At 75.2% G+C, this 12,491-nt stretch carries 13 protein-coding genes and 1 pseudogene; 6 read left to right on the forward strand and 8 right to left on the reverse strand.

The features are described from left to right. Positions 1–145: 145 nt before the first annotated feature. On the reverse strand, positions 146–1,624 hold the full coding sequence (locus HB370_RS35170; RefSeq protein WP_051815545.1) for a DHA2 family efflux MFS transporter permease subunit: 1,479 nt from the start codon (positions 1,622–1,624) through the stop codon (positions 146–148). Positions 1,625–1,786: 162 nt separating this feature from the next. Here HB370_RS35170 and HB370_RS35175 point away from each other — a divergent pair, with 162 nt between their 5' ends. Beyond that, positions 1,787–2,218 (forward strand): MarR family transcriptional regulator, encoded by a 432-nt coding sequence (locus HB370_RS35175; protein ID WP_030780290.1) that lies wholly within the window; start codon positions 1,787–1,789, stop codon positions 2,216–2,218. A gap of 123 nt (positions 2,219–2,341) precedes the next feature. Here HB370_RS35175 and HB370_RS35180 read toward each other — a convergent pair whose 3' ends face one another. From HB370_RS35180 to HB370_RS35195, 4 genes are all read right to left on the reverse strand, one after another. After that, positions 2,342–2,704, reverse strand: a complete 363-nt coding sequence (locus tag HB370_RS35180; RefSeq protein ID WP_030780287.1) for a hypothetical protein — start codon at positions 2,702–2,704, stop codon at positions 2,342–2,344. Next, the gene (locus tag HB370_RS35185) at positions 2,701–3,375 is read right to left on the reverse strand and encodes a SigE family RNA polymerase sigma factor (protein WP_030780284.1); all 675 of its coding nucleotides are present in this window, start codon (positions 3,373–3,375) and stop codon (positions 2,701–2,703) included. The genes HB370_RS35180 and HB370_RS35185 overlap by 4 nt, the downstream gene beginning before the upstream one ends. Positions 3,376–3,444: 69 nt before the next feature. Then, positions 3,445–3,957, reverse strand: coding sequence for a hypothetical protein (locus HB370_RS35190; protein ID WP_030780282.1), 513 nt, complete (start codon positions 3,955–3,957; stop codon positions 3,445–3,447). 176 nt (positions 3,958–4,133) lie between these two features. Next, the gene (locus HB370_RS35195; RefSeq protein ID WP_030780280.1) at positions 4,134–4,829 is read right to left on the reverse strand and encodes a type 1 glutamine amidotransferase domain-containing protein; all 696 of its coding nucleotides are present in this window, start codon (positions 4,827–4,829) and stop codon (positions 4,134–4,136) included. A gap of 142 nt (positions 4,830–4,971) precedes the next feature. Here HB370_RS35195 and HB370_RS35200 point away from each other — a divergent pair, with 142 nt between their 5' ends. Together HB370_RS35200 and HB370_RS35205 are read left to right on the forward strand one after the other, a co-directional pair. Continuing rightward, a complete protein-coding gene (locus HB370_RS35200; RefSeq protein WP_037701240.1) occupies positions 4,972–6,036 on the forward strand; it encodes a LysR family transcriptional regulator in 1,065 nt (354 codons plus the stop codon). 161 nt (positions 6,037–6,197) lie between these two features. After that, positions 6,198–6,554 carry a cupin domain-containing protein gene (locus HB370_RS35205; protein WP_030780276.1) on the forward strand — a complete coding sequence of 119 codons (357 nt, stop codon included), beginning with the start codon at positions 6,198–6,200 and terminating at the stop codon, positions 6,552–6,554. Positions 6,555–6,588: 34 nt separating this feature from the next. On the opposite strand, the gene HB370_RS35210 is transcribed toward HB370_RS35205, so the two are convergent. The 3 genes and pseudogenes from HB370_RS35210 to HB370_RS35220 form a co-directional block, all read right to left on the reverse strand. Beyond that, a complete protein-coding gene (locus HB370_RS35210) occupies positions 6,589–7,566 on the reverse strand; it encodes a D-cysteine desulfhydrase family protein (protein WP_030780274.1) in 978 nt (325 codons plus the stop codon). Between the two features lie 124 nt (positions 7,567–7,690). Beyond that, a pseudogene (locus HB370_RS35215) lies at positions 7,691–9,068 on the reverse strand (VWA domain-containing protein). Further along, on the reverse strand, positions 9,065–9,922 hold the full coding sequence (locus HB370_RS35220) for a MoxR family ATPase (RefSeq protein WP_030780268.1): 858 nt from the start codon (positions 9,920–9,922) through the stop codon (positions 9,065–9,067). Before HB370_RS35220 ends, HB370_RS35215 begins: the two are co-directional and overlap by 4 nt. Positions 9,923–10,192: 270 nt before the next feature. On the opposite strand from HB370_RS35220, the gene HB370_RS35225 reads away from it, so the two are divergent. From HB370_RS35225 to HB370_RS35235, 3 genes are read left to right on the forward strand one after another with little or no spacing between them, the layout of a single operon-like run. After that, positions 10,193–10,873 carry an ABC transporter permease gene (locus HB370_RS35225; protein WP_030780265.1) on the forward strand — a complete coding sequence of 227 codons (681 nt, stop codon included), beginning with the start codon at positions 10,193–10,195 and terminating at the stop codon, positions 10,871–10,873. Beyond that, entirely contained in the window at positions 10,870–11,544 is a 675-nt protein-coding gene (locus HB370_RS35230; RefSeq protein WP_030780262.1) for an ABC transporter permease subunit, read from the forward strand. Before HB370_RS35225 ends, HB370_RS35230 begins: the two co-directional genes overlap by 4 nt. Beyond that, on the forward strand, positions 11,541–12,488 hold the full coding sequence (locus HB370_RS35235) for an ABC transporter substrate-binding protein (RefSeq protein WP_030780259.1): 948 nt from the start codon (positions 11,541–11,543) through the stop codon (positions 12,486–12,488). The genes HB370_RS35230 and HB370_RS35235 overlap by 4 nt, the downstream gene beginning before the upstream one ends. The last annotated feature ends 3 nt before the right edge of the window (positions 12,489–12,491 follow it).

Here is a 12,491-nt window from a genome sequence, read left to right on the forward strand (position 1 = left end):
ATATGCGGGAGGTCGACGGGCTTCGCACGACAGACGCGGGCGGTGCGGGCGGGTCGCGGGCGCCGGCCGCGCGGGGCCGGCGCCGGGCCCGCGGGCATCGGCCATGCGGATTCGGCGTCGGTCCGCGGGCGTCGGCCCGGCGGGCTCAGGCGTCGACCCGGTCCCGTCGGCGCCTGAGGAGGGCGGGCCGGCCCGGCGCGGTGGCGCCGCCGCGGGCGGCGGCGCGGGCGGGGCCGTCGGGCATCGTGAAGGTGAAGACCGCCGTGGCCGCGGCGATCGCGGCAAGGACGAGGAAGGCGTGCTGGTACGCGGCGACGGGCGGGGCCGTGGCGGCGCCCGACGGGGTGCCGAGCACGAGGGCCGTGGTCACCGCCGCCGGCGCGAGCGCGCCACCGGTCTGGCGTACCACGGTGTTCAGCATGGTGGCCTGGGCCAGGTCGGCCCGGTCGATGGTGGCCAGCGAGGCGACCGTCGTGGGGATGAAGAAGCAGCCGATCGCGGCTCCGAACAGGAACATGTAGGCCCGGACCGTCCACAGGCCGGTGCCGGCGTCGCAGCCGGCGAGCAGCACCAGGGTCGCGCTGACCCCGGCCAGTCCCAGGCCGACGATCAGGCGCGGTCCGACCCGGGCGTACAGCGCGCCGGTGATCTGCACGGTCAGCAGGACGCCGAACGCCTCGGGGAAGGTGGTCAGGCCCGACTCCAGCGCCGTACGGCCCTGGGCCTGCTGGAGGAAGAGGGGCCCCAGGTACAGGGCGCCCATGATGGGTATCAGGCCGACCAGGTTGATCAGGTTGGTGTCGCGGAAGAGCCGGTCGGTGAACAGGCGCAGCCGCAGCAGGGGATGGGCCGTGCGCAGCTCGACGGTGACGGCGGCGGCCAGCAGCACGGCGCCCAGGACCAAGCAGACGACGACGGCGGGGGAGGACCAGCCGCGGTTGGGTCCCTCGCAGACGCCGAACATCACGGTGCCCAGGGCCCCCGCGCTCAGCAGCAGTCCGGGCAGGTCGAACCGGCCGGGCCGGCCGCCGCGGTCGCCGGCCAGGAACAGCGCGCCGAACAGCACGGCCGGGAGCCCCACCGGCAGGTTGACGTAGAACACCCACCGCCAGGACAGGTGGTCCACCAGCAGCCCGCCCAGGACGGGGGCCGCGGCCGGGGCGATCTGCTGCGGAATGATCATGTAGCGGGAGACGCGCACCTGTTCGGCGGGGGTGAAGGTGCCGAACAGCAGCGCGGCGGAGGCCGGGAAGAGGACGCCGGCCGACAGTCCCTGCACCGCGCGGTAGGCGACGAGCTGACCGAGCCCGGCCGCCGCCCCGCACAGCAGCGAGGAGCCGAGGAAGCCGGCCAGGGCGGCCAGCAGCACGCGTTTGCCGCCGAACCGCTCGACCAGCCAGGCGGAGGCCGGGATGGCCATGGCCAGGCAGACCGGGTAGGCGACGACCACGCCGTCCAGCGCGGCGGTCGTCAGATGGAACTGACGGGCGATCGAGGGCAGGGCCACGGTGGTGATCGCTCCGTCGACGATCGCGATGAAGGTCACGCTGACGCAGACGACGGGGACGACCAGACGCTGACTGAGCGACGGCAGGGCGAACGGCACGGAGGGACGACGACGCATATGCTGAGCATACGCACTATGTTGTTGCTCAGTACATGGCTTCCGGAGTGCGCGGTGCGCGACAGGCTGACGGGCCGCCGACGGCAGAGCGGCGCTTGACGGGCGGCCGGCGGGCAGGGCCGGGCTCGATGGCCCCGGGCGGGACAGGAGAGACTGGGCACCATGGCAGTGCACGGCAGCAGCGACATCCTCATCGACGAGCTGTACGAGACGACCAACCGGCTACGGCAGTTCGTGGAGACCCGGCTGCGGGAGAAGGGGGCCTCGGTGGCCCGGCTGCGCGCCCTGCGCATGCTGGCCAGGGCGCCGGAACCGCTGCGGATGCGGGACCTGGGCGAGATGGCCGGGATCGCCGCCCGTACCACCACCACGATCGTGGACAGCCTGGAACGCGACGGCCTGGTGGAGCGGGTACGGCACCCCACGGACCGGCGCGCGTTCCTGCTGCGGCTCACCGAGGACGGGCTGCGCTGCCACCGCGAGGCGGAGGAGACCGACCGCCTCGCCCTCGCCGAGGCCACGGCGACGCTGGACGCGGCCGACCGCGAGCAACTGCGGGCGCTGCTGGCCCGCATCCGGGAGAACACGGGCTGAGGGTGTGCTCCCGGTGACGCCGGACGGTCTCGACTCACCTTCCGGACACGGGTGCTGGAGGTACGGCATCCCCGCCGGGCGCGGTGACACCGGCGCGTCTGGCGGGTGTCGGGCGCTCGCTGCTCAGGGACGCGCCGCCCTCGGTGTGGGCGTCGAGGGGGCCGGGCTCGGGGTCGCCGGGCTCGGTGCCGGGGACGGGGTCGCGGTCCGCGGGTGCGGTGAGCGGGCCGGAGGGGTCGGGGCCGGGTGTCCGTCGCGCGTCGTGACGAGCGCCAGTGTGAGGAACACCAGCGCGGCGACGGCGGCCAGGGTCATCCCGGCCACCACCACCCGGCGCACCCGCGTGCGCCGCGACCGCACCGGCGCGGCGGGCGGTGACAGGGGCCGCAGGTCGGCCGGACCGACGGCGTGCGCCCGCGCGGCCAGGGCGGCCCGCAGGCGCTCCTCGACGGGCGCCGCCCCGCTCCGCGTACCGTACTCGTTCATCGCAGTCCCTCCAGACGCCGGCCCAGAGCGTCCAGCGCCCTGCTGGCCGTGGACTTGACGGCACCGCGCGACAGGCCGAGCGTCGCCGCGATCTCGGCCTCGGTCAGATGCGACCAGTACCGCAGCACCAGCACCTCCCGCTGCCGCCGGGTCAGCGTGCGCAGCGCCGCGAGCACCTCCCGGTGGTCCTCGTGCAGCAGCACGTCCTCCTCCGGGGCGGGCGCGTGCTCCTCCGGCGGGGGAACGTGCGCCCGTACGGTCCTGCGGCGGCGCAGCACCGAGCGGGCCCCGTTGACGACGCTGGTCCGCAGATACGCCTCCGGGTCGTCCAGCGCGGCGAGCCGGTGGCCGTGCCGCCGGAACAGCGCGGTGAACGCGTCCTGTACGACGTCCTCGGCGGTGGGCAGGTCGTCCACCAGCAGCACCGCGAGGCGCACCAGGGACAGCCTGCGGTGGTGGTACAACTCCTCGATGCCCGGCGGGGTTCCGGCCGCGACGGCGCCGGCCGGGGCGCCGGTGCGGGGCGCGGCCGGTGCCGTACCCGCGGGGGTCCGGGCGAGGACGCGGGTGCGGAGCACGTGGGTGAGCCGCCGCGGCCAGGACGCGGAGGGCTTCGGGGTGCCGGCGCGTTCCCGGGGCAGGGCCGTGGCCGGTGGTGTCGCTGTCGTCATGGGTCTCCCGGTGCCGGGTCCCGGTGCGGGGGAGCCGCCGCGCGACGGCTCCCCCGCACCGGACCTGCCTCAGTGCTGAACCGGAACCGGAACCGGTGCCGGTGCGGCGTGGCGGTGGTGGTGCGGGACGGGCGCCGGGCGGGCCGATTCCGGGGCCGGGGCCGGGGCCTCCGTGGCCGGCACGGGGGCGGGGACGGGGCTGGCCGGGGCGGGGACGGGGGAGGGAACGGCCGTGGTCGGGGCCGGCGCGGGGGTCGCCGTACCCGTCGGCGGCGGCACCGGGGCGGGAGTCCCCGTGCGGACCGGCGACGGCACCGGGGACGGCGTCGCGGTGTGGGTCGGCGGGACCGGAGCCGGGGTGGACGCCTGGTGGCCGGCCGGGGCCGGGACCGGGGTGGACACCTGGGCGTCCTCCGGGGCCGGGGCCGCGGACGAGTGGTCGGCCTTGGCGGGCGCGCTGTCCTGGGCCGCCTGCGCGGTCATGGCGCCGGCGACGGTCAGGGCGGCGCCTACGGCGGAGACCCCCAGGGCGGCGCGCAGCCGGTGCGTACGGTGCTGGCGTGGGGCACGGTGTGCGGACATGTGTTCCTTCGGTCGCTCGGGTCGGACATCTGGACGAAGTGGAGGCCTCCACCCCGACAGACGTCCGACCCCCGGCGAGGTTGCGGGTCGCGGCCGACGAAATTCTCCGCCGCGCTCCCGCGCCCCCACCGCCGGCCGGCCCGGGCGTCTCAGCCCAGCAGCTTCACCCGGGCGTCTCAGCCCAGCAGCTTCAGCAGTTCCTCCGCGACCGGGGCCGAGGACGCCGGGTTCTGGCCGGTGACCAGATTGCGGTCCACCACCACGTGCGGCGCCCACGGCTCGCTCGCGCGCACGTCGACGCCCGCCTCGGTCAGCCGGTCCTGGAGCAGCCACTTGGCCTGCCCGGCCAGCCCGCCCTGCACCTCCTCCTCGTTGGTGAAGGCCGCCGCGCGGTAGCCGGCGAAGGCGTTGGTGCCGTCCGGCCGGATCGCGGCGAGCAGCGCGGCCGGACCGTGGCACACAACGGCCAGCGGCTTGCCCGAGTCCAGGGTCTCGATCAGCAGCCGGCCCGACTCGGCGTCCACCGCCAGGTCCTCCATGGGGCCGTGACCGCCCGGGTAGAAGACGGCCGCGAAGTCGTCGAGGTCCACCTCCGCGAGCTTCGCCGGCGTCCTCAGCTCGGTCATCTCCTCCAGGGCGCGGGCGAGTTCACCGGCCTTCTCCTGTCCGCCGTTGACCTCGGCGGCCAGGCTGGCCCGGTCGACCGGCGGCACGACACCGCCCGGCGTGGCGACGACGATCTCGTGGCCGGCGGCCTTGAGGGCGCGGTAGGGGACCACGGCCTCCTCGGCCCAGAAGCCGGTCGGATGCGTGGTGCCGTCGGCGAGCGTCCAGTGGTCGGCGCCGGTCAGCACGAAAAGGATCTTCGACATGGTGGTTCTCTCCAGAAAAGCCGGGATCCCAGGGAACTGGGGTCTGCGACTGCGAACGTAGGACAGCACGCCCATAGGCATCCAATGAAGGATCGTATGGCCGGCATTGGATTTCCTATGGATGCCGGGAGAGGCTGCGGCCATGGCTGCGGCCATACTCGGAGCCGTGGAGACCGCTTCCCTCGACCTCAACCTGCTGCGCACCTTCCTCGCGGTGTACCGGTCCGGCTCCTTCACCGGCGCCGCCCGGCTGCTCGGGCTGTCGCAGCCGACGGTGACGACGCAGATGCGGGCGCTGGAGCGGCAGACCGGCCGGGAGCTGTTCGAGCGGCTGCCGCGCGGGGTCACACCGACCCCGGTGGCCGACGAACTGGCCGCCCGCGTCGCCGCGCCGCTGGACGAGCTGGCCGCCGTCGCGGGCCCCGCCCCGGCGGCCGGGAGCAGGGCCGAACCCGTCCATCTGGCCGGCCCGGCGGAACTGCTGTGCACCACCGTGCTGCCGGCCCTGGCGCCGCTGGTCGCCGACGGCGTACGGCTGCGGGTGTCGACGGGGCTGACCGATCCCCTGCTGGACGAACTGCGCGCCGGCCGCCACGACCTGGTGATCGCCACCACCCGTCCACGAGGCCGGACCCTGCACGCCGTGCCGCTCACCGACGAGGAGTTCGTCCTGGTCACCGCCCCGGTGTGGGCCGACCGGCTGAGGGACGCGCGGCACCCCCGGGACATCGGCGATGGGGGCACCGAGGCGAGGGATCCCGGCGAGGGGGACCCGGACGACAGGGGAGGACCCGACGGGCCGGAGGCCGAGAGGTCCGCCGCCCCGGAGACGCCGGCCGGAGACCCGGGCCGCTCCTTCGACCCCGCCCTCCTGCACGATGTCCCGCTCGTCACCTACGCCGAGGACCTGCCGATCGCCCGCCGCTACTGGCGGCACGTCTTCGGCCGGCGCCTCACCCGTACCGCCGCCGTGACCGTGCCCGACCTGCGCGGGGTGCTCGCCGCCGTCACCGCGGGCGCCGGGTTCGGCGTGCTGCCCCGGTATCTGTGCCAGGACCTGCTGGAGTCCGGTGTGCTCGTGGCGCTGCTGGAACCGGAGGACCCCCCGATCAACACCGGCTTCCTCGTCCAGCGCCCCGGCGCCTGCGACAACCCGGACGTGACCCGCGTCCGTACGTTCCTGCTGCGGGCGGCGCGCGACTGGTAGCCCGCCGCCGGGCGGTACCCGTGGTTGGCGGGGCGGGCGCCCCGGGCCGACGATGGTGGGGTGGGGTACGGCCACCGCCGCAGCGCCGGTGCCGCCCGAGGCCGCCGGGGGACGGGGGCCGGCCCCGGCCGCGGTGAGCGGCCGGAAGGGAGGACACCGTCATGCTGGAAGTGAAGACGGTCGACAAGCCGGACGAACGGCGTGACTTCCCCCGCGGCCACCTCGAAGCGCTGCACCTGACCGGGCTCGACTTCGCGGTGGGCACGTTCGAGCCGGGCTGGCGCTGGTCGGAGTCCGTGGCACCGATCGCGGGAACCGGCAGCTGCATGGTGCACCACAACGGATACGTGGTGCGAGGGCGGCTGCACATCCGCATGGACGACGGCGGAGAGGGCGAGGTCGGCCCGGGAGACGTCTTCGTGTGCCCGCCCGGCCACGACGCCTGGGTGGTCGGTGACGAGCAGGTCGTGGTCCACGACTTCGCGGGCACCATGGCGAACGAGTACGCGAAGGAGTAGAAGGAGCGGCCGTACGCCGGCCCGCCCGGGAAAGTCACGCCTCGAAGACCGCCGCACCCTCCTCCGCGAAGGCCACCGCCGCCGGATGGCCGAAGAGGCCCGGCAGGCCGCCGGTGTGCAGGAAGACCGTCTTCTCGCCCGGGCGGATGTCACCGTCCCGGACGGCCGCGCGGAGGCCGGCCAGGGCCCGGCCCGTGTAGGTCGGGTCCAGGACCAGGCCCTCGGTGCGGGCGGCGAGCCGGAGCGCCTCCGTCACCGGGCCGGTCAGGGCGGCGTACCCGGCGCCCACCTGGTCCCGGCGCACCCGCAGCCCCTCCGGTACGACCTCCTCGCGCGTGAGCGGCGCGGCGAACTCCGCCACCGCGGCAGCCGGGTCGGCCAGCGCGCCCACGTCGACACCGAGCACCGAGTCGCCGCCCAGGGCCGCGACCAGCCCCGCCATGGTGCCGCCCGAGCCGAGCGCGACCACCACCGTGCGCAGCCGGGGCACCTGCTCGCGCAGTTCCGCCCCGCAGTCCGCGTAGCCCCTGGCCGACAGGGTGCTGGAACCGCCGAACGGGATCAGCGCCGGACGGGCGCCGGCCGCCCGCAGCCGCGCGCAGACCTCCTCGGCCCTGGCGTCCAGCGCGGCCCGGTCCACCTCGCCGGCCCAGGCGAGCCGCGCCCCGAACAGCCCGTCCAGGGCGAGGTTGCCGGAGCGGGAGCCGCCCGGGGAGCCGCGCAGGACGAGGACGACGTCCAGCCCCAGCCGGGCGCCGGCGGCGGCGGTGAGCCGGGCGTGGTTGCTCTGCGGGGCGCCGGTCGTGACGAGGGTGTCCGCGCCCTCGGCGAGGGCCGCGCCGACCGTCCACTCCAGTTTGCGGACCTTGTTCCCGCCGCCGCCCGGTCCGGTCAGGTCGTCCCGCTTCACCCACAGGTCGTCCGGCTCCAGCCCGAGCGCGACGGCCAGCCGGGGCGCCGGTTCGACGGGGGTGGGGAAGGTGCCCAGCGGCACGGGCGGGTGCTGGCTCATCGCGATGTCCTCGGTGCTCGGTGCTCGGTGCTCGGTGCTCGGCGGGCGGGGGTGCCGCCGCGCCCAGTCGATCACGGTGGGCGGCCCGCCGTCACCCACGTCGGCGGGCGCGCCCCGGGCGCGCCTACACCGGCAGCAACCGGGCGATCAGCGCGCCGAGTTGCCGGGCCGTGCGGCACTCGTGCATTTCCACCAGGCCGGCGTACGCGGGCGCCGCCGAGTCGCCGGTGCCCCAGCGGTCGCGCGGCTCGGGGTTCAGCCAGTGGACGCGCCGGGCCCGCCGGGCGATGTCCCGTACGGCGGAGAGGTTCGGGTCGCTCATGTTCGTCCGGGCGTCACCGAGGATGAACACCGTCGTACGCGGGCCGACCGCGCCGCCGTACCGTTCGGCGAACTCGCCCAGCGCCATGCCGTAGTCGCTGCTGCCGTGATAGCCCGTGAGTGTGGCCTCGGCCCGGATGCGGGTGCCCAGCCCGTCCGGGTCGGCGCGGCCGTGGTCGAGCAGAGCGGTGACCTCGTCCAGCCGGTTGACGAAGGCGAACACACGCACCTTGGTGAACTCCTCGTGCAGCGCCTGGACGAGGAGCATGGTGAAGTCGGAGAACCCGGACACCGAGCCGGACACATCGCACAGCAGCACCAGTTCGGGGCGGACCGGGCGGCGCCGGCGCAGCACCGGCCGCATCGGCACCCCGCCCGTGGACAGCGACGAGCGCAGGGTGCGGCGCAGGTCGATCGTGCCGCGCGCGGCCCGGCGGCGGCGCGCGGCCAGCCGGGTGGCCAGCTTGCGCGCGAGCGGCTGGACAGGCCCTGCGCAGTTCGGCGAGCTGGTCCCGGCCGGCGTACAGGAAGTCGACCCGGTCGGCGGTCGGGCGGACGCCCCGCCGGGCGATCTCGTCGCGCCCGCGCCGCTCCGCCACCCGGCGTCGCGCCTCCGCCCCGACCATCCGCCGGAACTCCTCGATGCGGCGCCGGATCTCGTCGTCCAGCAGCCGGTCCGCGAAGTCCGCCCCGCCCGCGCCGCTCCCGCCCGCACCGCCTCCGCCCCGGCCCCGGACGTCGGCCCGTACCCGGGCCAACAGGGTCTGCGGACGCAGCCGTTCCAGCGTCTGGTACGCCGACCAGCCGTCCGAGCCGGGTGAACTCCCGTACCCGCCCAGCCCGTCGACCGCCTCGGCCGCCAACCGGGCCAGCAGCGCCCGGTCGTCGGCGGCCAGCGCCTCGGCGAGCCGGTCGCGCAGATCGTCCCGGTCCCCGGAAGCGCTCCGCGGACCGCCGACACCGCGCGGGAAGTACAGGTCGAAGACCGAGTCGAACAGGGCCCGTTGGCCCGGACCGTGCAGCAGCGTCGCGGCCAGCCCCTCGCGCAGCAGCTCCCGGTCCGCCAGGCCCAGCGCCGCCACCGCCCGCGCCGCGTCCACGGTCTCCCCGGTGCCGATCCGCACCCCGTGCGCGCGCAGCGCCCCGACCAGGCCGGTGATCCGGTCGGCCACCGCGGTCACAGCGCGTCCAGGTCCAGCTTGGCCGCCGCCTTCTGGATGTCGTCCTGGTGCTTGAGGATCACCCCGAGGGTGTCCCGTACGACGCTCTCGTCCAGGGTGCCGGCGCCCAGGGCCAGCAGGGTGCGCGCCCAGTCGACGGTCTCGGCGACGGACGGCGCCTTGCGCAGGTCCATCGCGCGCAGCGCCCCGGCCACCCGCACCACCGACTCGGTCAGCGCGGCACCGAGGCCCGGCACCTTCAGCCGTACGATCCGCCGCTCCAGTTCCTCCTCCGGGAACCCGATGTGCAGGAACAGGCAGCGGCGGCGCAGCGCCTCGGACAGTTCCCGGCCGGCGTTGGAGGTGAGGACGACGAACGGGCGGCGGGTGGCGGTGACCGTGCCCAGTTCGGGGACCGTGATCTGGAAGTCGCTGAGCACCTCCAGCAGCAGTCCCTCCATCTCGACGTCGGCCTTGTCGGTCTCGTCGATGAGCAGCACCGTCGGCTCGTCACCGCGGATGGCGGTCAGCAGCGGGCGGGGGAGCAGGAACTCCTCGCTGAAGATGTCGGTACGGGTCTCGTCCCAGCTCTCGTCGCGGCCCGCGCTGATGCGCAGCAGCTGCTTGGCGTGGTTCCACTCGTACAGCGCCCGGGACTCGTCCACGCCCTCGTAGCACTGCAGCCGTACCAGCCGGGCGCCGGCCACCTGGGCGACGGCCTTGGCCAGCTCGGTCTTGCCGACCCCGGCGGGCCCCTCCACCAGCAGCGGCTTGCCCAGCCGGGCGGCGAGGAACACGGTGGTGGCGACGGCGGGCGAGGCGAGGTAGCCGGCCTCGGCGAGGCGGACGGAGACGTCGTCGACGGACGTGAACAACGGGGGCCTCCGGCGGGTCGGGAGCAGCGCGGTCCTGGGAGAGGGCCCCAGGGAAACGTACCGGCTCCTATCTAAGCGCTTGTTCAGCTCCCGCGCCACGGTCTGCGCCGATCAGCCGCGCCCGACGAACACCCCCGGCGAGCCCCCTTCAGCCCGGGCCCGCACACCGCCCCGCAAGGGCCACCGCCCGGCAAGGCCCGCACCCCCGCCCGCACCCCGTCCAGCCCATCACAACGCGCCCCCGCCCGCCCCGCCCGCTGCAATGGACCCGTGACACCGCTCCCCGACGACTGCCTGGCGCGCAACGAGTGGATCTGCGGGGTCTATCTGAGCACCCGTCGGCAGATCCTGCTCGACGCGGTCGTCCAGCATCTCCAGCTGACTTCGGTGTCGGTGCTGACCGGCCTGGTCATCGCGGTGCCGCTCGCGGTGCTGGCCCGGCGCTGGGGCTGGGCGGCCGGCCCGGTGCTGGCCGTGACGACGATCCTCTACACCATCCCGTCGCTGGCCATGTACTCCCTCCTCCTGCCCCTGTACGGCCTGTCCGCCGCCCTCGTCGTCGCCGGGCTGGCGCTGTACTCGCTCACCGTGCTCGTCCGGAACATCCTCGCGGGCCTGCGCGCCGTCCCGGAGGAGACCCGGCAGGCCGCGCGCGGCCTCGGCTACGGCCCCGTTCGCCTGCTCCTCGCCGTGGAGCTGCCGCTCGCCCTGCCCGCCGCGATGGCGGGCCTGCGCATCGCCACCGTCTCGGCGGTCTCCCTGGCCACGGTCGGCGCGATCGTCGGCTACGGCGGCCTCGGCAACCTCATCTACGCGGGCATGAACAGCTACTTCAAGGCCCAGGTGCTCACCGCGTCCGTGCTGTGCGTGCTGATCGCCGTCGCCGCGGACCTGCTCCTGCTGGCCGTGCAGCGGCTGATCACGCCCTGGACCAGGACGGCCCGCGCGTGAGCACGCTCGCCGCCGCCTGGGACTGGCTCACCGACCCCGCGCACTGGCCGGGCGAGGACGGCATCCGGCACCGGCTGCTCCAGCACCTGCTGCTCACCGCCGTCTGCCTCCTGCTGAGCTGTGCGATCGCCCTGCCCGTCGCGCTGGTCCTCGGCCACCTCGGCAAGGGCGGCGCGCTCGCCGTGAACCTCGCCAACGCGGGCCGGGCCGTGCCCACCTTCGCCGTCCTGGTCCTGCTGCTGCTCACCCCCGTCGGACGCTGGGGCGACGGCCCCACCGTCGTCGCCCTGGTGCTGTTCGCCGTACCGCCGCTGCTCACCAACGCCTACGTCGGCGTGCGCGAGGTCGACCGCGGTGTCGTCCAGGCCGCCCGGGGCATGGGGATGACCGGCCGCCAGCTGCTGTTCCACGTGGAACTGCCCCTTTCGCTCCCCCTGCTGCTGAACGGGGTCCGGATCGCCGCGGTCCAGCTCGTCGCCACCGCCACCATCGCCGCGCTCGCGGGCGGCGGCGGTCTCGGCCGGATCATCACGGCCGGGTTCAACCTGGCCAGCACGCCCCAGGTGGTCGCGGGCGCGTTCCTCGTGGCCGCCTTCGCCCTCGTGGTGGAGGCCGTCTTCGAACTCGCCGAGCGGCTGGCGCCGGCCCGGGCGAGGAGCGGTGGGCCATGAGAAACCCCAGGACACCCGCCCTCGCTCTCCTCGCCCTGTTCCTCCTCGGCGCCTGTGCCGCCGGCCCCGCCCTGGAGGACCGCGGCCAGGTCACCGCCGCGCCCGGTGACAGCCGCCGGCTGACCATCGGCTCGGCCGGTTTCACCGAGAGCGACCTGCTCGCCCAGCTGTACGCCCGGCTGCTCGGCGATGCCGGATACCGGACCTCCATCCTCACGGTCGCCAACCGGGAACTGTACGAACCGGCCCTGGAATCGGGCCGGATCGACGTCGTACCCGAGTACGCCGCCACCTTCGCCGACTGGCTGAACGCCAAGACGCACGGCGCCGACGCGGCCCCGGTCGGCTCGCCCGACCTCGGCGCCACGATGAAGGCCCTGCGCGCCCTCGCCACACCCCGGGGCCTGACCGTCCTCGCGCCGGGCCGGGCCGTCGACCAGAACGCCTTCGCGGTGAGTGCCGCCTACGCCCGCCGGCACCGCCTGAAGACCCTCAGCGACCTCGGCGCCAGGAAACTTCCGGTACGGCTCGCGGCGGGCGACGAGTGCGTACGGCGGCCGTACTGCGCCCCGGGCCTGCGCAAGGTGTACGGCATCCACATCACCGGGATCGACCCCAAGGGCGTCGGCACCACCCAGGCCAAACGGGCCGTGCAGCAGGGCCGGGACCAGCTGGTGCTGACCACCACCACCGACGCCACCCTCGACTCCTTCGGCCTGGTCCTGCTCGCCGACGACAAGCGGCTGCAGAACGCCGACCACGTCGTCCCGGTCGTCAACCGCGCCCGCGCGGGCGGCGCACGGGTGGCCAAGGCCCTGGGACGGCTCGACGACGTCCTGACCACCGCCGACCTCGCCGCCATGAACCGGCAGGTCGACTCCGCGCGCCGGCTGCCCGCCGACGTGGCCCGCGCCTACCTCCAAGACAAGGGGCTGACCGGGTAGGCC

The sequence above is a fragment of the Streptomyces sp. DSM 40868 genome, from assembly GCF_011820545.1.
GTDB lineage: Bacteria > Actinomycetota > Actinomycetes > Streptomycetales > Streptomycetaceae > Streptomyces > Streptomyces eurythermus.

Bases quoted from the DNA above. Each gene is read 5' to 3' on its own strand.
- HB370_RS35175 (WP_030780290.1), top strand. From the start codon at position 1,787: ATGGCAGTGCACGGCAGCAGCGACATCCTCATCGACGAGCTGTACGAG.
- HB370_RS35200 (WP_037701240.1), top strand. From the start codon at position 4,972: ATGGCTGCGGCCATACTCGGAGCCGTGGAGACCGCTTCCCTCGACCTC.
- HB370_RS35185 (WP_030780284.1), bottom strand. From the start codon at position 3,375: ATGACGACAGCGACACCACCGGCCACGGCCCTGCCCCGGGAACGCGCC.
- HB370_RS35170 (WP_051815545.1), bottom strand. From the start codon at position 1,624: ATGCGTCGTCGTCCCTCCGTGCCGTTCGCCCTGCCGTCGCTCAGTCAG.
- HB370_RS35195 (WP_030780280.1), bottom strand. From the start codon at position 4,829: ATGTCGAAGATCCTTTTCGTGCTGACCGGCGCCGACCACTGGACGCTC.
- HB370_RS35235 (WP_030780259.1), top strand. From the start codon at position 11,541: ATGAGAAACCCCAGGACACCCGCCCTCGCTCTCCTCGCCCTGTTCCTC.
- HB370_RS35205 (WP_030780276.1), top strand. From the start codon at position 6,198: ATGCTGGAAGTGAAGACGGTCGACAAGCCGGACGAACGGCGTGACTTC.
- HB370_RS35190 (WP_030780282.1), bottom strand. From the start codon at position 3,957: ATGTCCGCACACCGTGCCCCACGCCAGCACCGTACGCACCGGCTGCGC.
- HB370_RS35180 (WP_030780287.1), bottom strand. From the start codon at position 2,704: ATGAACGAGTACGGTACGCGGAGCGGGGCGGCGCCCGTCGAGGAGCGC.
- HB370_RS35210 (WP_030780274.1), bottom strand. From the start codon at position 7,566: ATGAGCCAGCACCCGCCCGTGCCGCTGGGCACCTTCCCCACCCCCGTC.